At 57.7% G+C, this 23,519-nt stretch carries 17 protein-coding genes and 1 pseudogene; 9 read left to right on the top strand and 9 right to left on the bottom strand.

What is annotated here, in order from left to right; all coding sequences use genetic code 11:
• Positions 1-4 precede the first annotated feature (4 nt).
• On the top strand, positions 5-1,051 hold the full coding sequence (locus tag B7Z76_RS01570) for a glycosyltransferase family 4 protein (RefSeq protein WP_174502373.1): 1,047 nt from the start codon (positions 5-7) through the stop codon (positions 1,049-1,051).
• 242 nt (positions 1,052-1,293) lie between these two features.
• On the opposite strand, the gene B7Z76_RS01565 is transcribed toward B7Z76_RS01570, so the two are convergent.
• Positions 1,294-1,452: a hypothetical protein gene (locus tag B7Z76_RS01565; RefSeq protein WP_291341787.1), complete on the bottom strand. Its 159-nt coding sequence runs from the start codon at positions 1,450-1,452 to the stop codon at positions 1,294-1,296.
• Positions 1,453-1,820: 368 nt separating this feature from the next.
• On the opposite strand from B7Z76_RS01565, the gene B7Z76_RS01560 reads away from it, so the two are divergent.
• On the top strand, positions 1,821-4,628 hold the full coding sequence (locus tag B7Z76_RS01560; protein WP_291341786.1) for an amino acid adenylation domain-containing protein: 2,808 nt from the start codon (positions 1,821-1,823) through the stop codon (positions 4,626-4,628).
• A gap of 207 nt (positions 4,629-4,835) precedes the next feature.
• On the opposite strand, the gene B7Z76_RS01555 is transcribed toward B7Z76_RS01560, so the two are convergent.
• Together B7Z76_RS01555 and B7Z76_RS01550 are read right to left on the bottom strand one after the other, a co-directional pair.
• Positions 4,836-5,747, bottom strand: coding sequence for a glycosyltransferase family 2 protein (locus B7Z76_RS01555; RefSeq protein WP_174502376.1), 912 nt, complete (start codon positions 5,745-5,747; stop codon positions 4,836-4,838).
• A gap of 223 nt (positions 5,748-5,970) precedes the next feature.
• Positions 5,971-8,331: a bifunctional diguanylate cyclase/phosphodiesterase gene (locus B7Z76_RS01550; protein ID WP_291341785.1), complete on the bottom strand. Its 2,361-nt coding sequence runs from the start codon at positions 8,329-8,331 to the stop codon at positions 5,971-5,973.
• A gap of 117 nt (positions 8,332-8,448) precedes the next feature.
• On the opposite strand from B7Z76_RS01550, the gene B7Z76_RS01545 reads away from it, so the two are divergent.
• Positions 8,449-9,243, top strand: a complete 795-nt coding sequence (locus B7Z76_RS01545) for an N-acyl amino acid synthase FeeM domain-containing protein (protein WP_291341784.1) — start codon at positions 8,449-8,451, stop codon at positions 9,241-9,243.
• Between the two features lie 130 nt (positions 9,244-9,373).
• Here B7Z76_RS01545 and B7Z76_RS01540 read toward each other — a convergent pair whose 3' ends face one another.
• The 3 genes from B7Z76_RS01540 to B7Z76_RS01530 all read right to left on the bottom strand — a co-directional run bounded on the left by B7Z76_RS01540 (position 9,374) and on the right by B7Z76_RS01530 (position 13,925).
• Positions 9,374-10,189: a glycosyltransferase gene (locus B7Z76_RS01540; RefSeq protein ID WP_291341783.1), complete on the bottom strand. Its 816-nt coding sequence runs from the start codon at positions 10,187-10,189 to the stop codon at positions 9,374-9,376.
• Positions 10,190-10,227: 38 nt separating this feature from the next.
• Positions 10,228-10,887 carry a sugar transferase gene (locus tag B7Z76_RS01535; protein WP_291341782.1) on the bottom strand — a complete coding sequence of 220 codons (660 nt, stop codon included), beginning with the start codon at positions 10,885-10,887 and terminating at the stop codon, positions 10,228-10,230.
• Between the two features lie 1,361 nt (positions 10,888-12,248).
• Positions 12,249-13,925, bottom strand: a complete 1,677-nt coding sequence (locus B7Z76_RS01530; protein ID WP_236656198.1) for a PAS domain-containing methyl-accepting chemotaxis protein — start codon at positions 13,923-13,925, stop codon at positions 12,249-12,251.
• A gap of 668 nt (positions 13,926-14,593) precedes the next feature.
• On the opposite strand from B7Z76_RS01530, the gene B7Z76_RS01525 reads away from it, so the two are divergent.
• From B7Z76_RS01525 to B7Z76_RS01505, 5 genes and pseudogenes are all read left to right on the top strand, one after another.
• Complete coding sequence (locus B7Z76_RS01525) at positions 14,594-16,384, top strand: cellulose biosynthesis cyclic di-GMP-binding regulatory protein BcsB (RefSeq protein WP_291341781.1); 1,791 nt, start codon at positions 14,594-14,596, stop codon at positions 16,382-16,384.
• Positions 16,385-16,392: 8 nt separating this feature from the next.
• Complete coding sequence (locus B7Z76_RS01520; protein WP_236656202.1) at positions 16,393-17,196, top strand: hypothetical protein; 804 nt, start codon at positions 16,393-16,395, stop codon at positions 17,194-17,196.
• Between the two features lie 3 nt (positions 17,197-17,199).
• Entirely contained in the window at positions 17,200-19,128 is a 1,929-nt protein-coding gene (locus B7Z76_RS01515; RefSeq protein WP_291341780.1) for a glycosyltransferase, read from the top strand.
• A 62-nt stretch (positions 19,129-19,190) separates the two neighbouring features.
• Positions 19,191-20,297 carry a hypothetical protein gene (locus B7Z76_RS01510; RefSeq protein ID WP_007424375.1) on the top strand — a complete coding sequence of 369 codons (1,107 nt, stop codon included), beginning with the start codon at positions 19,191-19,193 and terminating at the stop codon, positions 20,295-20,297.
• A 295-nt stretch (positions 20,298-20,592) separates the two neighbouring features.
• Positions 20,593-20,730 (top strand): annotated as a pseudogene (locus B7Z76_RS01505) (IS3 family transposase); the annotation flags it as partial.
• 70 nt (positions 20,731-20,800) lie between these two features.
• On the opposite strand, the gene B7Z76_RS01500 reads toward B7Z76_RS01505, so the two are convergent.
• Genes B7Z76_RS01500 through B7Z76_RS01490 form a run of 3 tightly spaced genes read right to left on the bottom strand, consistent with a single transcriptional unit; the run spans position 20,801 to position 21,793 of the window.
• Positions 20,801-21,451, bottom strand: coding sequence for an integrase core domain-containing protein (locus tag B7Z76_RS01500; RefSeq protein ID WP_174502385.1), 651 nt, complete (start codon positions 21,449-21,451; stop codon positions 20,801-20,803).
• Positions 21,448-21,672 carry a hypothetical protein gene (locus B7Z76_RS01495; protein ID WP_174502386.1) on the bottom strand — a complete coding sequence of 75 codons (225 nt, stop codon included), beginning with the start codon at positions 21,670-21,672 and terminating at the stop codon, positions 21,448-21,450. Before B7Z76_RS01495 ends, B7Z76_RS01500 begins: the two co-directional genes overlap by 4 nt.
• On the bottom strand, positions 21,647-21,793 hold the full coding sequence (locus tag B7Z76_RS01490; RefSeq protein ID WP_291341779.1) for a hypothetical protein: 147 nt from the start codon (positions 21,791-21,793) through the stop codon (positions 21,647-21,649). The genes B7Z76_RS01495 and B7Z76_RS01490 overlap by 26 nt, the downstream gene beginning before the upstream one ends.
• Positions 21,794-22,239: 446 nt before the next feature.
• Here B7Z76_RS01490 and B7Z76_RS01485 point away from each other — a divergent pair, with 446 nt between their 5' ends.
• Positions 22,240-23,331, top strand: coding sequence for a bifunctional DNA primase/polymerase (locus B7Z76_RS01485; RefSeq protein WP_291341778.1), 1,092 nt, complete (start codon positions 22,240-22,242; stop codon positions 23,329-23,331).
• Positions 23,332-23,519: the final 188 nt, after the last annotated feature.

The raw sequence follows: 23,519 nt of genomic DNA, 5'->3' as shown, positions 1-23,519 counted from the left end.
CCTCATGCGTATCATGCATCTGTTGAATCACTGCGGGAAGGCAAACGGTCACGTCAATGTTTCGGTTGATCTCGCGATCACGCAACATTCGATGGGGCATGACGTCGGCTATACCTGTGCCTCCGGCGATTTCATCCCCCTTCTGGAGTCCGCCGGGGTCAAGGTTTACCATGTAGAGCAGCCACATCGCGGGATTGGCAAGTTTCTCCGGGCCAATTTGCAATTGAACAGGGCAATACGCGACTTCGCGCCAGATATCCTGCATGTGCACATGGCCGCTCAAAGTGTTCTTGTTCAACCTTACCGGCTTCTGGGCCACAAGGTCGTAACAACATTGCATAATGAATTCGACCGCTCCGCATGGTTGATGGGGCGTGCATCGCGGGTTGTGACGGTCGGCCAGACCGGATTTGAAGTCATGCGGAAATCTCATGTTCCTGTTCGCAAGTTGCGGCAGGTACAGAACGGTTCCATCGGCTCGCCGCGGCTGCCTGCGGCGTTCACCCCGGCCGATCTTGCCCACCCCGCTATCCTCACCGTCTGCGGCATGCATCCGCGGAAAGGCGTCGCAGACCTGCTCAACGCTTTCGCCCTGCTACGGAAAACCAACCCGGACGCTCATCTGTATCTCGCCGGCGAAGGTCCGATGCTTCAAGAGTACAAGGCCCAGGCCGAAACGCTCGGAATCGGCGACCATGCTCATTTCCTCGGCTTCTGCAGCGATCCGCGCCAGTATCTCTTCGCGGCCGACATCTTCGTGCTTGCTTCCCATGCTGACCCAGGACCACTCGTGATCGCCGAGGCCCGGCATGCCGGGAATGCCATCGTCGCCAGCAACGTCGATGGCATTCCCGCGATGCTCGATCATGGCGAAGCCGGAATCCTCATCCCGCCGAAGCAACCGGAGCTCCTGGCTTCAACGCTGCGCAACCTGCTCGACGATCCATCCAAACTCGCAGAATATCGCGCGCGGTCGAAACGCGGAGCGGAACGCTTCACGATCGAACGCGTCTGTCGCGATATGGAAAAAATCTACGGCGAATTGATCTGAACAACACGGGCCGCGCATGCCTCGGCACGGGAGGCAATCGCACCAGGCTTTCCGGTGGCTGGCGCCAGTCAAGGAGCGATGGCGCAAGCCCATCGTTATCAACGGTTTCAAAACCCGGAGACACACCGATCCCAGTTTGGCGCTCGGCCAGACTGCCTTGCCAAGGTCAGGGATCTTTGTTCGGCGTCGGACCTGGATCGCCATGGTACCTGGCAAAGCGTCAGCGACCCTTGCTTAGCGCATCATCCGATCAGATGGATATCATCTGATCGGATAAAGTTGCTCTTTTTATCAATATGATAGAGCGCCATACGATCCAGACGGATCGGCTCGCCGGCCTGCTCGCGCCATCCGGCGGTGTGAGCAGATTCATTTCCGAAATGTATTGTATCTGTGTTCATCGGGTCGATGACCCTTCCGGCCGAGCTTCCATTCATCAAACACGGCCTTCATCGCCCCGATAAACTTGTCAGCGATGCAGGAGCTACGCTGTCATAATTATTATCAATTATACAACCTACAAGAGATTATCTATTTTATTGAACACGCGAACTAAATTTCATATTAACTCCCCTTAATTCGACGGCCAGCATACGCATTAGGACTCAAATAGTGGAACGACGGCGGCTTTGAAACACAAACAAATTTCACGACTTAATAGTATGATCCATCTTGAATTCAGAATAGTGTCTGTTTTTATCATGTAATTAATATTAAATATTATAGAATTATTTGCCCCATAATCAGGATCGTTTTGAAAAGAAAACCCATGAATAATCAACTGATCCACGACGCGTTCATCCGAACGGCAGCCGCTTTCCCGGGTAATGTCGCAGTAACTTGCGGTGATGCCGCATGGACCTATGCCGAGCTGGAGCAGAAATCGCGCGAGATGGCGGCAGCTCTTGTCCGGCAAGGCATGGCCCCGGGAGATCGCGTTGCCATTCTCGCCGAGCGGCGGCCCGAGCTGGTCTGGACGGTACTGGGCGCGTTGCGGGCCGGTGTGGCATTTGTGATCATGGACTGGAGTTATCCGGCAAAAAGGCTGGAGACTTTTATCTCAACGTGCCGTCCCCGGCTGATTATTCCGGCCGGGGGGGATGAAGTCCGGGCTCTCGCCAAGGATCTGGCGGAGGAACAGTCCGTGCAGATATTCGCGGCACAAACGGAGTCCGGCCACTCCGATGCCCAGTCCGAAGCCATCGCGCAGCCAGCGATCCGTCCGGATACCGATATTGCCTATATGCTGTTCACGTCGGGCAGCACAGGAACGCCCAAGGGCATCGCGTGCAATCATGCGGCGCTCGTGCATTTCATTGGCTGGCACACCAAGCAGTTCGGTCTTGCCGCCAGCGACACGTTTTCCATGCTTTCCGGGCTCTCCCATGACCCCGTGCTGCGCGATATTTTCACCCCGCTGTCGATTGGCGCAACGCTTGCGGTACCGCGCCAGTGCGAAATCACCGAACCCGGCCGACTGCGATCCTGGCTTGAGAAAAACCTGGTGACCGTGGCGCATCTCACACCGCCGATGGGGCAGCTATTACTGGCAAGCGGGCCGAATGCGGTCACGCTGCCGAAGTTGCGCAGGATGTTCTGGGGCGGGGATCAGCTATCGCCAAAACTGCTCGAATCCGTCTCACGATTCGCTCCCAATGCGGAGCACGTGAATTTCTACGGGTGCAGCGAGACGCCCCAGGCCGTAAGCTTCTACCGGTTTCAACGCGACGAAGGCTGGACGAGCGTGCCGATCGGGGGGGGCGTTGAGGGGTTCAAGGTTCTTGTCATCGGGCCGGATCGGCAGCCCCGTTTCGACCGGGAGCCGGGAGAGATCGCGATCCAGTCACGATTCCTCAGCCTCGGTTACGTCCGCGATGGCGCGGTGATCGAGCCGCAGGACCGCGGCATCGACGAGCTGACAGGCGAGGCGATTTATTACACCGGTGATCAGGGCCGTTATCTCCAGGACGGCAACGTGCTGATGATGGGCCGTGGAGATGATCAGATAAAGATACGCGGCTTCCGGGTCGAGCTTTCGGAGATCAGCGGCGCCCTGCAAGCCTGTCCTGGAGTTCAGATGGCGGTCGCCTTACCGTTCCGGGACGGGGACCGTGCCAGCATCGAGGCGTTCGTCGCGCATGACGATACCATCCGGCTGGATCAGGAAACGATCGCTTCGCGCCTCGCGCAAACGCTTCCCTCCTATATGATGCCTCGCAAGATCTGGCTGTTCGAAACCAAACTGCCCACGCTCCCGAACGGCAAGATCGATCGGGCAGCCTTGATCGACCACGTGCGAACGGCCGGCATTGCGGAGACGAACGCACAACGTCCAGCAGGCTCGGCGAAGGCAGAAACACTGCGCCGTCGCTGGCAGGAAATATTCGGCGCCGAGGAGGTCAGTGCTTCATCGACCTTCGCCGAACTTGGCGGAGACAGCCTCTCTTATGTCGAAGCTTTTCTGGCGGCAGAAGAAATCGTGGGCGAACTTCCTGTCGATTGGCAGGAAAAGAGCATTGCGGAACTGTCGGCAAGAGGGAAGACATCCTCGCGCTGGTCGACATCGGTCGATAGTTTCATGGCCATTCGTGCCGTGGCAATCGTGCTCGTCGTCGCGTATCACTTTGGACTGACGCGGCTGGGAGATGGGGAAACCGGGGCGCTTTTTCTGGTTTCGGGCTATCTCTTCGGGCGGATGCAGTTACGGGAAATTTTCGCGGGAGGGGCAGCACGTCGAATCCTGACCTCGATCAAGAACATTCTGCTCCCGACAATCGGCTTCACCCTCATCGCCACGATCGCCAGCTTCTGGCAAGGCCACCCTCCCCCGCCAAGCTTGTTCATGCTCGGCACCGACTTGGTGAATTACCCTGCGTTGATCGCTCGCCACATGCCTGTTTTCCGGCATGTAATCCTGTTCTGGTACGTCGATGCGTTAATCCAGAATCTTCTCATCATCTATATCCTCCTCCAACTGGCTCCTGCGCGCTGGAAGACCGCCCAATCCCTGCAGCCCTTCACGCTTGCGCTGCTTGGACTTGGCATGGTGGTCAAATTCGGACTGCCCGTGCTGATACAGCCCGATTTTCTAACCCATGGCGCGCCAGAATTGTCGCTCGCCCAGATCTCCCCAATCGGAAATTTTGCAACCTTTGTTCTCGGCATTCTCGTCGCCAATGCGCGCAGCCAGGGACAGAAGGTCAGCGCCATGATCGCCACTTTCGTCTTTGCCCTGCTGGATGGCCCTACCTATGGCTGGCTGAATGCGATTCCGCTTTTTCTCGCGGTATTGTTGATCCTTTACATCCCGCGGATCCGACTGCCCAAAGCTGGCTCAAGCATAATACTCGCGCTGTCTGGCGCGTCGCTATTCATCTATCTTGGTCACGTGTATGTGGGCTTCTTTGTCGGCAAGCTATTTCATGCTTCGGCGATCGCGAAATGCGTTCTGGCACTCCTTGGCGGGGTTGGAATGCATTGGATGTGGGAGCGACGTTCCCTGAAGTGGATCACCCGCCAGAGCAGACAAACAGCTCAAGAGTTCAATATCGAGCCCGATCCCACCGGCGGGAATTGAGGTGTTCGTGATGTTCCCAAGCCTGGACCAAAGGGGTTGTTTTTGGTCTTAGAGCCAGCTCTGATCCATCTGGATCCGATATCGTGCTCTGTCTTGTTGTTTGTCTGAGCATCTTTATCCGATCAGATGATCCCATCTGATCGGATCATGTTCCAGAATTTGCCTGGCGATGCGAATGAGCCGAGACATGCACGACCTGGAGCATCATTATTTAATCTGGTTAATTCTTCGCGGATCGGAGCTTCCAGTCAAAATATGCCAAAGGCCGATCCAATTACCTTTGGCACGACCACGGCGATCTATGAATGGCTCTTCCCATATAAGACGCATATGATTGGCAATAATATTCTTTAGAACTAAAATTAAGGCCTTTTTCCACCGCATTGTTCCCTTTTTGAATAGATAGAGCGGATTGACGACTTGTGCATAACCGAGTTTTGCGCCTGGGGTACGTCCTTTGTTCACACCACGATGAACGCCTTGAAACGTATCCGCTGACACAATTCTGCCCTTGACTAGCAATTGACCGGCAAAATCGACATCCTCCTGCCATCCATAAAGTGGCAAGGTCTCGTCGAAGCGGATGGCACCAACTGCCTTGGCGCGCAATGCCATGTTGCAGCCGTACAGGGAGTCAATATCGCGTATATTTTCAGGCGGATTTGAAATGCTCTGGTTGTTCACGATGTCGACAGATACATCATACTCAATCCCACCTTTTTTTACGCCGTCAGCCAAAACAAGTCCTGTAGACGCCACAATTTCCGGATATTTTTCAAATATCTTTACAATTTCAGCAATCGAATTTCTGGCCGGAATAAAATCATCATCATAAAATACAATAACATCACAGTTGTTTATAACGGACTCAAGACCTCGGTTGCGCTGTGCCGTTAGTCCACGCGGACCTTTTATGATTTCTACTGCAGAAGGTATACCGTCTGGTATGTCATCATTCTTTTCGACCGATAGTATGACTTTCCAGGGCGGCAGGGTTTGTGAAAAAAGATGGGGTAACAACTGTTCTATTTCGTTCCGCCTTCCAATGGAGGCGATGATTATCGCAACTTTCCATTCATCAAAAATTTTTTCAATTTTATGATTTTGCTCAGTCATCATCAAGCCTCAGCGAAACAATAGGTGTTTAAGACAAAGTTTTTATAAAATAAAAAGCCAATATCATCAATATTTTTAATTAAAAAACGCATATTTAAAAATAACATGTCATGTTGGGATATCCACGATCTCCACCTTGGCACGAGAGATATTGGCGATGAAATACAATTATTTCAATTGCTGCCAGGTTAAGCTGCGGCTTGGCTGTCATTATGAGAGCCGTCTCTCAACCGACCGCTGTGGGGGATACACCGTAATTTTCTAGCAGGTAAACCTCGCTAATCGGGCGGGAAAACCAGTAGCCCTGACCATAGGGGCAGCCGAGATCACGCAGCAAACCGGCCTGACTCTCAGTCTCGATACCTTCGGCAATCATGTCGATACCGATACGTTGCCCCATATTTATAACAGTCTCAAGGATCACACGGCCATTTGTGTGCAGGAATACGTCTTCCAGCAGTGCCTGGGCAATCTTGATACGATCGAATTTATATTCATGGATCGGCCGGAAGGATGAATAACCGGTTCCAAAATCATCAAGTATGATTTCACAGCCTAGGGCGCGAATGCGGTCCAGCAGATCGAGGCTGTGACCGCTGACATCGAGCAGGCATGTTTCAGTAATTTCAAACGCAATTCGGCCTGGGCCTAGCCCATTCTGCTCCATCACTTCGGCGATCTTGTCGGGCAGGGTTTCATCGCGCAGTTGCCGTGGCGAAAGGTTGATCGTCACCTGAAGGTCTTGTGTCAGCTGCGCCGCAGCCTGACACGCCATATCTATGACGTATTTGCCAATCATCCCGATGAGACCGCTATCCTCGGCGATCGAGATGAATTCGCCAGGGCTGATGATGCCTCTTGCAGGATGGCGCCAACGTACCAGCGCCTCCATCGCCACAGGCGCCCCCGTGCGTAAATCCACAATCGGCTGATATTCAAGGAAAAGCTGGTTTCGTATCGCAGTATTTTTCAGATCGGCATGAATGGCGATCCGCCGGGTAATGGCGTCCTGTGTATCTGAGTTGAAGAAATTGAACCGGCCGCGCCCCTCCACCTTGGCCTGGTAGAGGGCGAGATCTGCACAATGGTGGATGCCTTCAGGGGTTCTTGCGTCGTTCGGCAGCATGGCGATCCCGACCGACACGCCAACGGTCATCGTCAAACTCCTGATCCGGAACGGCTGACCCAGATGCTCGACGATACGGGCTGCGATCGATGCAACCTCCGGGCGCTGCACACCGGGTACGATGATGGCGAATTCATCACCGCCGAGACGAAACACCATATCCCGACCGCGAACGCACCCGCAAAGACGTTCCGCCGCCGCGCGCAGAAGATTGTCGCCCACGGCGTGGCCAAAGCTGTCATTCACCGTCTTGAAGTAGTCGAGATCGACACATAAAAGAGCCGCCGGCATCTGTTCGGCTTCGTCGATCGCCTGTGCGAGCGCAACTGCGAACATATCCCGATTGAACAGTGTTGTGAGCGGATCGTGACGGGCCAGATAAGTGACCCGCTCCCTAGAGCGATGCAGGTCGGTTATGTCGCGTCCGACGCCCCGATAACAGCCGAGTTCACCACTCTCCTTGAAGATTGGCTTTGCGGAGAGATCCCACCAGCGTAATTCCCCATCGAAAGGGATCGATACGATCATGTCGCGAAACGGCAGGTGCGATTCCAATTGCGCCATGAGTTTGTCGATCGCTTCGTCCCGATGCCGGAAGATCGAACCATCACCGTCGAGAAGCAAATTACGGAGGTTGACCTGCATTGCCGAGGAACGACGCCTCGCAACCTCGCAAAAACGCTCAGATGGATTCACAATTGTCAGGCTATCGTCCAACTCGAACAGCCAGTCGCTGGCACCTTGCTGAAAATCGCGGAGAAGGATTTCGGTCTCCTCCTTAAGCCGGGCGATGCGTATAGCTCCCACCTCTCGCTCGACCAGTTTCCGACTCAATTCGATAATGAGAATGAACGAGACGACGTCGTATGCAACCATGCCAACCAACGTCGCAATCTGCGTATGCGATGCGGGCAGCAGAAGGGCTATCATTGAACCCGTGACGAGCGGTGTCCAGAACAGCAATGAGAAGGTGATTGGCCCTGCAAACACAGCAGTGGAAATCAGACCAATCAAGATCGCGTAAATCTGGGCCATTTGCACAGCATTGCTGTGCGGTAGAGTAGAAATGATTATACCGCCCCAACCTGCACCTATCGAAAATTGAAGAAAACCATAAATTCTAAAGAAAAACTTAAGAAGCTCGATTTTCCGACGACTTCTAATCCAAAATTGACCAAGGAAAACCAACGTTGTGTAAAAAATACTTAATGCAATCACAAGAGCCAGAATCGGCTCATTGGCTGGGCTACCAATAAAACCGGAGGTAAAAGCGATCAGCGCAATCTCGCCCATTACAGCCATTTTCATGCTGAGACGAGCGCGTGTGTCAATTTGCGAAATTTGAACAGTCGTCCGAAAGGATTCCGGCACTATTCTTGTCAAAAGGCGCGCAGAAAACAACGATTCGATAAAATTAAAAAAAATAAACAAATGAACAAAAAGACGGCGCCAGCGTCTCATTTAATTGGTATCCCAGTCAGACGTTGTAAAGTTTTTTACACTAAAAATTGGAAAAATTGTATCATATAATATCTGCAGGTTTTGATGAACCATACCCTTCGATCCAGGAGATCCAAAATGGATGGCTATATTTGCACCAGCAGCGAACTGCAACGACGTGAAACCATACTCGCCATACCGGAAACCCAAGATACGACGGCACGCATAGCAGTAACTCCAGAATTGATGCGAGAGGCTGCTAAGGTACGTTATGATGGTTATCTTTCTTACGGCTATATTGAGGCTCATCGGGACAAACTATTTACTGACGGCTATGACGCTGCAGCTAATAGCCGAACAGTCGTCATATATCGTGATTACAGACCGGCCGCCACAATACGTGTGACTCTCCTTGATCTTGACGGCCGTTGGCCGAGTGCCGACAAAGTTCCTTCCATGGATATTTTTGGTGCAGAGATTTTGGCACTTGGAGAGACGGCGATGCGTGCAGGCCGCTCCGGCCGCATCGTCGAAATCAATCGCTTTGCCAGCGCCCCTAGCTTTGCAAATGATCGAACGCTTATAATTGCAGCCTTCCGAATGGTCGCGTATTTGAGGCTCTACTTTGATGCTGACCTGATGATAAATGCGGTCCGAACCCAACACATGCCGATGTATCGGCGGTTGGGTTTCAAAAAAATCGAAGAGCCTAGACAGTATCCTAATTTGAATTTCTCCACTGGGCTGATGGCGATGTTTCCTGAGCAATACGAAACGGCGCTCCAGAAAATTGGATTTCCGGACGGGGTATCTGTTTCCGACCCAATTTACACCAGATTGATCGCCGGTGAATCGGTGCCGGCCTTTTCTTCTTCTTGGTCTAACCCACGACCGCCTGAAGTTTCTAATGCTACCATAACCATCGGCGGCTAGATCGTCCATTAAAAGGGTGGAATTCCATTCCACCCTAATATGGTTAACATTAGATTAAACCCGATATAGTCGACTTGTTTGAATTATACAACTCATAATAGAATTAATCGCGTCACGCGCGAAATCATTCCTAACTTACATCCGGCGCGGGCACGCGAACCAGGGGATAGAGGGCCGCCCGCAGCCGGTGGCCGAGCATTCGGAACACAATCATGGCCGTCACAAGGAACGCAAATTGCGACAGAGACAGGAAACCGGCACGATAGCAGAACAGACGGAACCTCAGCTCGCTACGCACGTAGCCGAAACCGCCGAGATGCGTATAGGCCGCCTTGTTTTTTCGTACGTCAAGAAGGGCCTTGGGCAAGGCATGAAAATGTGCGCCAGCCAGAACAAGCCGGACATAGAGGTCATAATCCTCCATCCTGCTATACTCGGCCCGGTATCCATCCACCTCGAGGAGCCGTGACCTGCGAACCACCGTCGCCGGGTGCACCAAAACGTTCCGCCACCGCAATACGGCAGCAATATTGTCGTGATCGACCGGCGAAGATTTGAGGAAACGCCGCCCCGAAATCTCGTCAAACTCGCTGCACCAGGCCGACAGCACATCTGTCTCGGGATGAGCCTCAAGATAGTGGCGTTGAAGTGCAACGCGATCAGGCCGGCAGATATTGTCGCTGTCCAACCGCATCACCCATTCGCCGGAGCAATGCGGAATGCCCGCGTTAAGCGCACCGACACGGCCGACATTGCGATCGAGACGGATGACACGAACATCCGTAATTCTTCCATCCCCGGCAAAGTCGCGAAGAACACGGTCCTGATTGTCGTCAATAGGCCCGTCCACAACGATCACGAGTTGTTCGGGGGGCGAGGACTGGCCGAACAGGCTTGCGAGCGAATCGCGCAGGGAAACCGAATTGTCGCCAGCGCTGGTCGTCATCAGCACCGAAATGCCGGCGCCGCGGGAAGGAAGTGCCGTCACTGTCCGCTACCCTCGACGACTGCACCGAACGTTTTGAAGAGTATGACGATGTCACGAACAAAAGACCGGCTCCGAACGTAAGCAACATCAAGACTGACCCGCGCCTCATACGTCAGCGCGTTGCGGCCCATGACCTGCCAGGGGCCGGTCAGCCCGGGCCTGACCGAAAGACAGGTATCGGCGGCATCGCGATAATGGGCGTTGATTTCAGCCTGAGTCACCGGGCGCGGTCCAACAAGACTCATCTCGCCGCGGAGCACGTTCCAAAGCTGCGGCAATTCATCGAGGCTCAGCGCGCGAAGCACGCGGCCAATGCCGGTAATCCGCGGATCGTGCATGAGTTTGTGGGCGCCCTGCCATTCGTGTTTCGCCTCGGGATGCAGTTCGAGATACTCCGCGAGACAATGGTCGGCGCCCATCATCATCGTCCTGAACTTGAAGCAGGGAAACGGGACGCCGTTCCGACCAACACGCCAATGAGCGAAAAACACTGGTCCGCCATCCAGCGCGACCAGAGAGGCGATGAGTGCGAAAATCGGTGAGGCCAACACAAGCAGAAGAGTGGCGGCCATGATGTCGGACACCCGTTTGGCACGGTCACCCAGCGAAACGTGAGCACGATAGCGCAGGGCGGGCAGAGCTTGATAGCCGAGCATGTGCGTAATCTCCCTCAACCTTCAGCAAAATATCGAGATTGCCGCCGGAGCGTTCCGGCGAATGAAATGGCTGCGGGACAGGACACTCGTTGGGCCAAGCACGGCCCAACGTCAGAATCATAAGAAAAGACCGCAGGATAGGACGAGGACCAGGATATCGGCCGCGTATGGAGCATCCCCCCATCCGCGAGGCACGATTTTGAACGCCAAATACCCTGCATCACCTGTCTATCACCCCAGTTTGTCCCAATTCCCCGGCCTGAAGTCCGCCGATTTTTGCCGACCCCCGACCCCAACCGTTTAATTTTTTGCAATTATTATGCCTAAATAACATTCATATAGATTTTAATAAGAGATTTTTTTATAATTCAGTTGTTTATGTGATTTTGATAACTGAATTAGGCGTCTATAAAACTTTATGTTTTATTAAAATATATGTTTCTGTTACGTATCGGGTAACGTTTAATCAAAATTTTCATAAATTTCAAGACATCTTGGACGCAAATATGGATTGTTTTTAATTTTAGACATTTTGGTGGCGATGGAGGGTTTGATCCGCCGCCATCGGTCATCGGGCGACGGCAGCAACAAGCACCACTATGAAACCGATGGATTGGACCAGTTCGGGAGCTTCTGGCGGATCATCCGGTCAGACGGAGTCATCCAATTCGATAAAAATGATTTTTTATCAATATGATAGATAACTTCATCCAATCCGGCAGGATCGGAAAGTGCTCTACAGCCAAAATTCCCAAGCTGGATGAACCGACGGCAAAGCAGACGATGTGAAACGGCCATCATCCGGCATCGCCGGACTTGAGACACAGACGAGTCCTGTGCAATCGGCCATCTGGAGAAGGCGAATCGCCTATCCCTGCAAACACACGGCAGTTGAGGCTCCGCCGAGCCTGAGAGCCGGCCCTGCAGAACGAGACCAGCGCGATCTGTGGATGTGATTTGAAGCGACGAAGAGGTTCGTCGAGTATTGATACCAGAAAAGGATTTCCAAACTCATACTGCGTACGAGCCTCGGACCGATTGCGAGTGGCGTCCCAAATGCGATAAATCTGGGCACTGGAAGCTATTGATATCGTTAGATGTCTAGCGGCGCGGAGCGCCCTGCGTTCAGCCGTTGAACCACTATCCATCGAAGTCTTCCAAATCAGCGACGGCAGCTGGATCTTGAAAGTAGGCGCCAAACGGCATGTCGACCTCTCCGCCATGTGACGTCCCATGCACGGGCGTCGAGATAAACTTGTGAGGACCATGAAGGTCGGGGGGGTGGGCAACCGTTTTTGCGCCGCGCCACGCTGCTGCCCTATCCTGCCCGGCCGGGGCCGGGCGGGATCGGGCCTGTCGGTTCAGGCGGGTTCGGCGACGCGGCGCGCGCGGCGCGGCGGGGTGCGGGCCGGGGCGATGGGGGCGGATGCTGTCGGTGCGGCGTGGGCGGTGCGGAAGCCGGAGACGCGGCTGATTTCCTCGCGCAGGGAGTGGGTGGCGGCGGAGGTCTGCTCGACCATGGCGGCGTTCTGCTGGACGGCCTGGTTCATCTGGCCGGTGGCGGCGTTGATTTCGGCGAGGCTGCCGGCCTGTTCGGCGGCGGCGGTGGCGATTTCGCCGACGAGGCCGCGCAGGTCGGTGACGTGGCCGAGGATGGTGTCGAGCGCGGTGCCGGTTTCGCCGACGAGGCGGACGCCGTTGCCGACCTGTTCGGAGGAGCGGGCGATGAGCTGCTTGATGGACTTGGCGGCATCGGCGGAGCGGTGCGCGAGGGCGCGGACCTCGGAGGCGACGACGGCGAAGCCGCGGCCGGCATCGCCGGCGCGGGCGGCCTCGACCCCGGCGTTGAGGGCGAGGAGGTTGGTCTGGAAGGCCATTTCGTCGATCAGGCCGATGATCTGGTCGATTTCGCGGGCGGAGGTTTCGATGCGGTTCATGGCGACCACGGCCTCGCCGACGATGCTGTGGGACTTGCGGGCGGCCTCGTTGGTGGCGTCGACGGCGCTGGCGGCCTTGGAGGCGTTGTCGGCGGTGGCGCGGATACCGGTGGTGACGCTGTCGAGCACGGAGGAGGTTTCCTCCAGGGTGGAGGCCTGCTGTTCGGTGCGGCGGGCGAGATCTTCGGCGGCGTCGGCGATTTCGGCGACGCCGAGATTGATTTCGTCGGTGCTCTGGCGGACGCCGTTGACGCTTTCGGCGAGGCGGCTTGCGGCGGTGTTGAAGTCGACGCGGAGCTTGTCGAGCGAGGGCATCAGCTGGCGGTCGACGGAGGCGGTGAGATCGCCTTCGGAGACGCGTTCGAGGGCATCGCCGACGAGGCCGACCTCGGCCATGCGCTCGGTGAGGTCGACCGCGAACTTGACGACTTTCGTGACCTTGCCCTGGGCGTCGTAGACTGGGTTGTAGGTGGCTTGGAGCCAGACGTGGCGGCCGCCCTTGCCCACGCGCTCGAAATCACCAGCGATGAATTCGCCCTGGCGCAGGCGTTCCCAGAAGGCCTGGTATTCGCGACTGCCGGCGTATGCTGGTGTAGCGAACATGCTGTGCTTGCGGCCCACGATCTCGTCGCGCTCGTAACCCATCACGCGAAGGAAATTGTCGTTCGCTTCGAGGATCGTGCCGTCGAGCGCGAACTTGATGACGGCCTGGGAACGCTCGATGGCGTTGAGGAGGCTCTGGTTTTCGGCGGCGGCCCGTTTCTCGGCGGTGATGTCGAGGGCGACCTTCACCACCTTGACGACCTTGCCGGCGCGGTTGCGGACGGGGACGTAGGAGGCGCGGAGCCAGACATCGCCGCCGGACTTGGCGATGCGGCGGAACTCGCCGGAGCAGAAGGCGCCGCCGCGCAGGCGCTGCCAGAACTCGCCGTAGGCGGCGCTGTCGCGCTCGGTTACGGTTACAAAAATACGATGATGGCGCCCGATGATGTCGGCGGCGCCGTAGCCCATCAAACGGAGAAAACTGTCGTTGGCGTCGATGATCGTGCCGTCAGGTTTGAAACCGATGATGCCGAAGGAGTTCCCAATGGCATCAACCATCCTGCTTTTGTCAGAGATTTGACGTAGCTTCCCAATAACCACGAAACAATTCCCATTTTTATTGACTGGTCTATTTTATTAAATAAAACTTCTATCTGGGTCTCCTTAGCAATGTATTACCGGAACCTGATATTTTCATGCTGCGCGCTGACTATCATGTCAGTCGGCCAAAGATGCCGCGACTATCAAATAGACAAAGCGCTGCATGCGATGGGATCGGAGGCGTTCCAGATCAAGGTTGTCAGCGCAGCCGTTCCGGCGCACTGGCGACATATTCCGAACGGTTTCTTTGGTCGCGGACCGTCGCGAAGCCGCAAACATCAGCGTTGTGGATCGGCCACCGAACCCTTTTAGCTTCAAGATGGGCGAGCGCGTACGCCGCGGTTCAGCGCGACGAGGCCGGCGGATAGCTGCGAAATCATGATTGAAGCCAGAAACGTTCAAATTTCGAGTCAACATTCTCGATCAGACTTTACTCATTTTGATAAAAAAGATATTAAATTAGACAGCTAATGTTTTGGTCTTAAAATATTGTCTTGTGGGAATAATCTGTGATCAGTTTGAGATTACGCGATGAGCGCGTGAACTGCACACAATCTCCAACCCAGTCTCCCCGCTCCATCCGGCCCAAATGCCTCTACGGTGCCATACTGGCCATGGTTGGCCTCATGCCCAATCTGGTTTGTGGTATTGCAGATGCCAACACAATACGGGATCTCGGATTTCCCCAGGGCATTACCCTGAGGAGTGACCACCTCCAAGCCAGCGTGTTCATGCCGGTCACTCAGGGGGCAATCGGGGGCGACCTGACCCTGCGTTTCATGGCTGCGAGTACACTTGGTGCCGGTGCGGCGCTGACCGTCGAGGCCAATGGCACGCCGGTGGATACCGTTCCCGCCAGCGACGCCGGTTCGCCCATCCGCATCACGATTCCGGCCTCGCTTGTGACAGGGCAATCCTCCTTTCTGCGCCTGACCTTTATCGAGACACTGCCGCCAGTCCGGCGCGGTCACTGCGGCGGCCGCTCTCCGGCAAGCACATGGATCCGCATCGCCGCAAATACCGGCTTCACGCCATCCGGCGGAAAGGCAGGCGTCGGAACCGCTTGGCGCGGACTTTCGACACCAGTGACGATCGCGCTGCCGTCACAGCCGAGCCTCGCCGACATCGATAGTGCGCTCATTCTGTCCACCGCGCTTGTCGAGCGCGGAATCACGCCGTTCGTCTCCGATCAGCCCGACGCATCGATCCGGATCGACCCATCCAAAGACCCGAAACACGATGTGGCAAACGTCGAGACCGGCACCGATGGCCAATCCCAGATCGTCGTCGGCTCGCCCGCCGCGGCGCGCGGTCTGGTGGTGGCCGATCAACTGACCGCCGGCATTCGCTCGGCAGGCGTCACGGCGACGCTGGCGAGTGCCGCCACCAAACGTCAGGGGGCCGATGCTGTCACACTCGGAGCGCTTGGCATCGCCTCGAAAACGGTGACGGTATTCGGCACCAGAACCGTGCCAATTCCTCTCGTTCCGGCGTCCCTGCCGGTCAACAGGCACGTCACTGCCGTAATTCTGGAGGGGAGAGGCGCCGCCCTTCCACCGGGCGACGCCGAGGCCGTTACCTTGCTGGTGGGCGGCAACGTCGTCTGGAGCCGAGCCTTTCGGGGCGCCGTGAGGCTTGACCATGTGCGGATCGATCTGCCCCAGCGACTTCTGTCGGCAGGGGCGCCCGTCACCTTGCAACTGAGCCGGCTTGGCCACACCGAAGTGTGCTCGCAGCCTGCAGGGGTGGACTTCACCCTCATGAACAATACCGAACTGGTTCTGGGGAATGGCCCGCGCCGGCCGACAAGGTTTAACGGGTTTTCCCCGGCGGGCGGCGGCTCGGTTCCCGTGCTGACCGACCTGCCGGCGGCGGCACTCGGCCCGACCCTGCCGCTCGTCGCGCAGTTGCTGGGCAACCATGAGGTCAATCCGATCGCCATCAATGTCATCGCCGCGAACGGACCACCGACCCGTCCGTTCCTGCTGATCGCTGACAAGCCCGGTGATGTGGTGGCACAGGCGCCGCTGCCGCAACCTCGGGCGCCGCACGCCGCCCGAAAGCTTTCGCTTCCCGGCCGGTCGGCAGCGATAGAGCTGCCGCATATTCGTAAATTGACCGTTCTTCAGCTGGTTGCGACCAAGACAGGCGTTCCGGGACTGTGGTTGACTCCCGGCCCACGATCCAGCCTGGCTCAGGCTGTGTTGCCCGGCGATGGTAACATCGCCTTCTATGATGGATCGGGACCGCCAGCGACCTTCGAGACGGCCGCATACCGGGCGGACTTCCACGGTTCTGCCGTCGCCAGCGTGGCGGGCATCGTCGCGGCCTGGCGTCGGGAGCTCTTTGCGGTCATCTGGTTGCTCATCGCTGTCGCTCTCGTCGTGATTCTCGCGCGGCGGAGACACCGTCGATGAGGAGAATAATGCCGGCATGGCGGCTGGCGGCGCTTGTCATCGCCGGCACCGCCGCAACAACATCCGCCGCCAGGGCCGGTGCCTGGCCCGAGCCCGTCGGGCACTGGATCGCGATCGAGACGTTCAGCGACTATCACGCGGCGACCCAGGGCTATGGCCAGTTCGGCCAGCCGGCCGGGCGAGGCCGCTATGTGCAATATGAGTTGTCTCCTTACATCGAATATGGGCTCACTCCACGATTGACTCTGGGTTTCCAACCCAGGGCTCAGGAAGTGATACAGTCGAATCTGCCGGGCACCCGTGGGGCCACCGGCTTCGTGCAATTCAACCTCTGGGCACGCTATGCGGTGTGGCGCGACGCATGGAACGTGATCTCGGTACAGGGGCAACTGGGCATCCCCGGCGTGCAAAGTCCGGCCTCCCCCGTTCTTGCCCAGCCAGGCGCCGAATATGAAGGCCGCGTGCTGTTTGGCCATGCCTTTCGCCTGCCCGGTGGCTGGTCCGGCTATACCGATCTCGAAGCAGGCTATCGGATGGAAGTCGATGGCTGGGCCGATCAGATCCGTGCCGACGGGACGATCGGTATTCGCCCTCGGCGAGGCTGGTTATTGCTCGCGCAAGGCTTCAACACGATCAGCGTCGGCACGGCCGCGCCCGGCGGATCGGATTACAATCTCTACCGCGTCGCGTTTTCCGTGGTGCATGACCTTACTCATCATGTCGCTGTGCAGGCAGGCCTATGGCATGACGCCGGTGGGCGAAACGTCGCTCTCGGCAATGCTGGCTTTCTTGCCGTTTGGCTGAGGTTCTGACGCATGCCCGCTTCGGGCCGGCCACCATGGCGGCCGCCTTCCGCTCGCGATCTGGCAGCACTCGACCGCCTGGTGCAAGCGGGCAGCGTCACCCCCTTGCAACGGGACGAGGCGATCCATACCGCCTATGCCTGGCGCGTCAGTCTGCCAGACGTGTTGAGCGCGATGTATCGCGTCACCAGCTTGCGATGGGCACGAGAACTATCCGCCGCATCGGGTTTGCCGCTTGTCGATCTCCGGGCCAGTCCGTGCGATCACACGCTGCTTGCCGAAGCCGAGCATGACCTTTACCTGCGTCACCTGTTTATTCCCTGGCGGCGCCAGCCGGACGGCGTTGTGGTGATCGCAACCCTGAATCCCGAGGATCCTGCGATCCGCGCCCTCATGCGCGAACGCATGCCGGGCTGTCACGTCGAGTTCGTGATCACGTCGAAATTCGATTTGATCTGGGCCGTTCAACGGATATTTGATCCAGAATTGAGCGAAGCGGCGCGCGAGGCGCTGTTCAACCGGAATCCGGAACTCTCGGCAAAAGTCACGCTTTCGGCGGGCCAGAAGACCGTCGCGGTGGGGATTGGTCTTGCGCTCCTGCTCGCCCTGGGCCTGGCCCCCCGCCTGACGCTGCTCGGCATCATGGCGACGGTTTCCGCACTGTATGCGTCCCTGTTCGCGTTCCGCGGTGTCCTCACGATCGTCGGAAGCGGGAGGCGGACCGATATATCCGTCAATGCGAGCGAACTCGCCGCACTCAAGGACGGGGATCTCCCGGTCTTCACCGTTCTTGTTCCGATGTATCACGAGGCTGAAGTATTGCCGATCCTGGTCGATTCGATCCGACGCCTCGATTATCCGCGGGCGAAGCTCGATGTGAAACTGGTGCTCGAAGCCGGCGACACCGAGACGATCGAGGCAGCAAAGGCCCTCGGTGCTGAGGATCTTTTCGAGATCATCCGGGTTCCGGACAGCCAGCCGAAAACCAAGCCAAAGGCGTGCAACTATGCGCTTCGCTTCGCGCGCGGCGAATACACCGTGATTTTCGACGCCGAGGACAGCCCTGAACCCGACCAGCTGCGCAAGGTTGTCGCGCTGTTCAATGCCTCCGGCCCGGAGGTCGCCTGCGTTCAGGCACGGCTCAACTATTTCAACCGTGATGACAATTTCCTGACCCGGATGTTCACACTCGAGTATAGCCAATGGTTTGACTATCTGCTGCCCGGCCTGTACCGGCTGAACATACCTATCCCCCTCGGCGGAACGTCGAACCACTTCCGAACCGAGGTGCTGCACGAACTCGGCGCCTGGGATCCCTACAACGTCACCGAGGATGCCGATCTTGGCATCCGCCTCACGCAGGCTGGCTATCGGGTGGCCGTGGTCAATTCCACAACATTCGAGGAAGCAAACGGCGTCCTGCACAGCTGGATCAACCAGCGCAGCCGATGGATCAAGGGCTATATGCAGACATGGCTCGTGCATATGCGCCGGCCGGTCGAGCTTTACCGGCGGCTGGGGCCGGTCGGATTTCTCGGCTTCCATATGTTCATCGGCTTCCCCCCGATGACCGCGCTGATCAATCCGTTGCTCTGGATCATGTTTCTCGTCTCGGTCATCGTTGGGCGATCGGCCGTGGCCGGCTTCTTCCCGGGGCCCGTTCTGGTGCTTGCGCTGTTCGATCTGATGGTGGGCAACGCGATGTACGTGTATTTCAATATCGTCGCTGTCGCGAAGCGTCGCTGGTACGGGTTGGTTCCATGGGGACTGCTTGCCCCTGCCTATTGGGTATTGCACTCCGTGGCGGCCTACAAGGCACTCCTGCAACTCGTCACCAACCCTCATTATTGGGAAAAGACAACCCACGGAACGTCCTCGCGCACCCAGGAAACCATTGCCAGCCTCAAGGCGGGTTCCGCCACGGGAAATGAGGCACAGTGAGTAGCGGCGCAAACCACATCCAGGTCCGCGCTTCCGGCCCCCTGGTCACGCGTGCGTGGCGAGTGGCGCTGGTCGTCGGCGGGGCGTCGTTCTTGTTGTTCGCCGCGGCCGCTCACAAGCTCCTGCTGGCCGGCGCGATCGAGCCCGCCCTGCGCGAGTCCTGGAATCACGCCAACTCGCAGATGTTGCTGTCCGGGCAATGGCCGATGTTTGTGATGATCAATCTTCTGCACCTGATACCGGGATGCGGCCCATCCTCGATGGTCGTCATCACAATAACGGCCACCGCTCTGGCGCAGGGGCTTCTGGCGCGTGATCTCATACAACGCGGTTGGTCACCAGGTTTGGCGGCATCGGGTATTCTTGTCACCAGCGCGAACCCGGTGATCGTCATCATCGCGACCAGCGGAGCACCAATGATCTTTTACACGATCGTGGTGGGACTCCTGATTCTGGCGATCGATCGCGTCGAAGCGATCGCCGATACGCGGGCACTTATACTGCTCGGAGTTGGCGTCGCCGCAATGTTCGTCCTCTGGCCAAATGCGATCTACTGGGTAGCGCCCACATTAATCGTGCTGCCCCTCGCCTTTCGCGAAATGAACAGCATTTCCGCCGCGGTCGCGCTATTCACCATTGCACTTCTGCCAGGCTTCATTGTCGTATCGTCAATGATATTAAGCGGTGCAATGTTCGGGCGCCCGCCCGCCGAAGCGATCGCTGTATGGAACGCGATCCTGCACGGGGCGGCTCCACAGGAAGTCCTTCACAGCGCCTGGTTGGCCTCTTTTGGCGGCCAGTTCACGGCAGCGTTCGTTGCGCTGGCGCTGATGTGCGCAACTATCGCGCCAAGAAGCTGGCTGATCATCTGGCGCCTCGGGCTCAACCGGCGGGAGCAAACCCAGCCGGCCACGGCCCTTGCGGCCCTATTGCTGCCGCCGATTTCAGGCGCCCTGGCGACATATTTCTGGCACCTCGACGCACCAATCGTCGTCGTTGCCTGCAGCCTGGCTGCGGTCGCCAGCTGGACCGCCACAGCGAGCCTGCGGCACGGCGAGCGAGCGGCCTGGGTATTGCTGTCGCTGGCCGGAACATCCTTCGGATGGGCGGCGCCACTTTTGTGGCAGGACTCCGGACTTGCACACTTGCGCCACATATTGCTGACATAAGGGGACATTGATCGTGTGTTGATGATCGTCTGCTGATATCGGCTGAGAGGTATTTGGGTGGAGCGGCTCACGGCATCGGATGTGAACTGCCTCGGGTTTGCCAGCAACTGCAATTTAGATTGCTGCCTTGGGGCTTTGGTTGGTGCCGGAAGCGAGCACTGAAGTCTTTCCCGAGAGATCGTGCAGACCCGCATTGTTCATCTGCTCAGGAATTCGATGGATTCCGTGTCCTAACAAGGACCGAAAGACAGTTGCAACCGCGCTCAAGGACATCTACCGGGCCGTGGATGCCAGGGCCGTCGATTTCGCAACGCTCGAATGGGTCGAATGGTTTAACCACAGGCGCCTTCTCGAGCCGATCGGCAACATCCCGCCAGCCGAAGCCGAACAACGATATTTCGCCACACTCGAACAGTTGAAGATCGCCGCCTAATTTAACCCAAATGGCCTCCGGCAAACCCGGGGCGGTTCAAGCTGATCCGTTCTGATCTCCTAAAGGGCTATCAAGCTACCTGCTGTTGTTGCGGCTGTGGAGATGTGGGCAACGCGGCAGCGTTGTCCAAGCTTCTCCGCAGGAGAAGCGTCATATCCACGGCCGTCGGCGGCAGAACGCCGACCATTGCTTCGCGCCACACCGCCATCGGCGCGCGGTTGTCCAACGCCATGTGAGGACGTTGGTGGTTGTAGAAGTCAAACCACTGGCCCAGGCCGGCGCGCAGTTCCGCGCCGTCGGCGTAGCCCTTGATATACAGGTCTTCGTATTTCAGCGATCGCCAGAGCCGCTCGATGAACACGTTGTCCATCCAGCGCCCCTTGCGGTCCATCGAGATCCGGTGCCCCGCCGACGGCTTGCTGGTCCGCGGCTTCGGCCCGAGCGCCGCAATCCCCATCAGCCGCATCAGACGTTGCACTCGCTTGCGGTTGACCCGCACCCCCTCGGCCGCGAGCACCGCCATCAGCCGGCGCGAGCCCAGAAACGGCCAGCGCAAAAACAGCTCGTCGATCCGCCGCATCACGTCCAGATCATTGTCGTTCGCCGCACGACGCCGCCGGTACACCCCGGATCGCGCCAGCCCCAGCAGCACGCACTGCCGGCGGATCGACAGCACAGCATGATCGCGATCGAGCTTCGCTCGCCGGTCCGGCACGCTCATCTTCCGGACCTCTTGGCTAAAAAATCGTTCTCGATCGTCAGTTGGCCGATTTTCGCATGTAGCCTCTCGATCTCCCGCTGCCCGGCGGCCTCCGCATCCTGCCCGATCTTCGGATCAAACGCCCGCGCCGCCTGCTCCTGCAGCTGCTTCTTCCAAGCATAAATCTGGTTCGGATGAACCTGATACAGCGCCGCCTCAATCTTCCGTCTCGTCTTGCTCATGTTCCGCTCCGTCTATCATGACAAAACGGCCAATTTCCAACTTAGCCCCCGGTCCCATCGCCCGGGTCCACTTCAGCAGCCATGCCTCATCATAACCGCCATCGCTCTTCGTGCCGTTCAAAGGCACTCGATCGAGCCGTCGAGCCGACCCGGCATCAGCAACGCTGTCGATCTGAAACAGGGAGCCGTATCGCGAGTTCATAGGATACGCGGTTCAGCGAGAGCGAAGGTGAACGAATGCACGACGCCTCGGCGCTGGCGCGGATGCACCCTGGACAGCGCGCTCCCGGATGCTGCCGGATTACACAGCAACACGCCTGCATTGTCGTGCATGGATTTCATGCAGTGAGTCTGCCGTATCCATCCGCGCCTGATCAAGGGGTCGATCAACGACTGTTGCCGCGGCGACCGACGTCTGCACGTTCCTCGAGCCTCGCAAAACGAGGTGCATCAATGTCAGTCAATGTCGCAGCAACCGCCCCGCTTCCTCGCCGGAGAGTTCGCTCGAGTACCACAGCCAAGAATTCCTCAACCAAGCCCTGCCCGTTCGCCACTGCCGCACGGGCGTTGACCGAGGCGGGCATGGTGGTGATCCCGTGCGGAAAAGCAGACGGCAAGGCGCCGCTCGTCAAATGGGCCGGCCTGGACCAGCCGCTCGCCCCCGAGAAATTGAGAGGCTGGTTGAGATACCCGCGCTTCGCCACCGCCAATATCGGCATCGCCACCGGCCCGTCTGGCCTGACCGTCATCGATTGCGATACGCCGAGCGCTCTCGATCGCGTGATCGAGCGATTCGGCCCTACCCCAGTCATCGTGGCGACGCCTCGTGGCGGGTATCACCTATATTATAAGGCGAATGGGGAGCGCAGCGGCCCGATCCGGGAAGACGGGCTGGCCATCGATGTGAAGGCGCAGGGCGGCTTCGTCGTCGCCCCCCCGAGCGTCCGCCGGACCGGCGAATTCGCCGGAAAATCATACGCGTTCGTCGCTGGAAACTGGGCTGATCTGTCGTCGTTGCCGCATTTGCTGGACGGCGCGCTCGACCGGAAGTTCTATCGCAGCGCCGTCGGCAGCTCCGACGCCGATGCACCTGCCGGCCGCGCGCCCGCGGAAACCGGCAAGGATGTTGGCCGGCGCAACAAGACGTTGTTCGACCATCTCCGGCGTGTCGCGCGTGACGTTGGGAGCCGCACGGAACTCATGGAGGCTGCCGAGGTATTCAATGCCAGATTCGATCCGCCGCTCGCAGCGACCGAGGTCTATCGGACGACGGAGTCCGTCTGGAACTATCGCGAGCAAGGCCGCCTTTTCGCCCCGGGGCAATCCTCGGTCGTGATCCCGGCCGCTATCTTCGATCGCCTGGCGAAAGCCGACAACGGCGCGGACGCGTTCCTGCTACTCGGATGCCTGATCCGCAACCACGGCGCCGGCCACGACGGCGATCTGAGTTTCGTCATTGTTCCGACCGCAATGATGCGCGAAAACGTTGTGCAAGGATGGGCAAGGACGCGCTATCGCAACGCGATCAGGACGCTGCTCTCGGAGAATCTGATCACCATGGCGCACCGAGGCGGCAAGCGTCGCGGCGATCCCCACCGCTATGAATTTGCCAAGGTGCTGGGACCGGCCAAATGCGGCAACCGTGAAGAGCCGGCATAGCGTCTTGGCGCGTGCGACACTGCGCTGCGTCATGCAGCGCGGTGCGCTGACAGCGAAACAACGCCTCACCGAGGAAAGTCATGAAAGCGGCGGCATCCACGGAACGGTCTTTCCCAAGAACTCAATATAACCAAACATCTGTAAAGGGGGTATGGTGCGCGCCGCGCGTTTGAAATTTCGAAGTGGAG

The organism is Acidiphilium sp. 20-67-58, from assembly GCF_002255515.1.
In the GTDB taxonomy this organism is placed as follows: Bacteria; Pseudomonadota; Alphaproteobacteria; order Acetobacterales; family Acetobacteraceae; genus Acidiphilium.
The sequence above is the reverse complement of the archived record's forward strand: the minus strand, read 5'-3'. Positions and strand labels throughout refer to the sequence as shown.

What these genes read in the sequence shown, in the direction of transcription:
- B7Z76_RS01570 (WP_174502373.1), top strand. Translation starts at nt 5, where the DNA reads ATGCGTATCATGCATCTGTTGAATCACTGCGGGAAGGCAAACGGTCAC.
- B7Z76_RS01565 (WP_291341787.1), bottom strand. Translation starts at nt 1,452, where the DNA reads ATGAACACAGATACAATACATTTCGGAAATGAATCTGCTCACACCGCC.
- B7Z76_RS01560 (WP_291341786.1), top strand. Translation starts at nt 1,821, where the DNA reads ATGAATAATCAACTGATCCACGACGCGTTCATCCGAACGGCAGCCGCT.
- B7Z76_RS01555 (WP_174502376.1), bottom strand. Translation starts at nt 5,747, where the DNA reads ATGATGACTGAGCAAAATCATAAAATTGAAAAAATTTTTGATGAATGG.
- B7Z76_RS01550 (WP_291341785.1), bottom strand. Translation starts at nt 8,331, where the DNA reads ATGAGACGCTGGCGCCGTCTTTTTGTTCATTTGTTTATTTTTTTTAAT.
- B7Z76_RS01545 (WP_291341784.1), top strand. Translation starts at nt 8,449, where the DNA reads ATGGATGGCTATATTTGCACCAGCAGCGAACTGCAACGACGTGAAACC.
- B7Z76_RS01540 (WP_291341783.1), bottom strand. Translation starts at nt 10,189, where the DNA reads ATGACGACCAGCGCTGGCGACAATTCGGTTTCCCTGCGCGATTCGCTC.
- B7Z76_RS01535 (WP_291341782.1), bottom strand. Translation starts at nt 10,887, where the DNA reads ATGCTCGGCTATCAAGCTCTGCCCGCCCTGCGCTATCGTGCTCACGTT.
- B7Z76_RS01530 (WP_236656198.1), bottom strand. Translation starts at nt 13,925, where the DNA reads ATGGTTGATGCCATTGGGAACTCCTTCGGCATCATCGGTTTCAAACCT.
- B7Z76_RS01525 (WP_291341781.1), top strand. Translation starts at nt 14,594, where the DNA reads ATGCCCAATCTGGTTTGTGGTATTGCAGATGCCAACACAATACGGGAT.
- B7Z76_RS01520 (WP_236656202.1), top strand. Translation starts at nt 16,393, where the DNA reads ATGCCGGCATGGCGGCTGGCGGCGCTTGTCATCGCCGGCACCGCCGCA.
- B7Z76_RS01515 (WP_291341780.1), top strand. Translation starts at nt 17,200, where the DNA reads ATGCCCGCTTCGGGCCGGCCACCATGGCGGCCGCCTTCCGCTCGCGAT.
- B7Z76_RS01500 (WP_174502385.1), bottom strand. Translation starts at nt 21,451, where the DNA reads ATGAGCGTGCCGGACCGGCGAGCGAAGCTCGATCGCGATCATGCTGTG.
- B7Z76_RS01495 (WP_174502386.1), bottom strand. Translation starts at nt 21,672, where the DNA reads ATGAGCAAGACGAGACGGAAGATTGAGGCGGCGCTGTATCAGGTTCAT.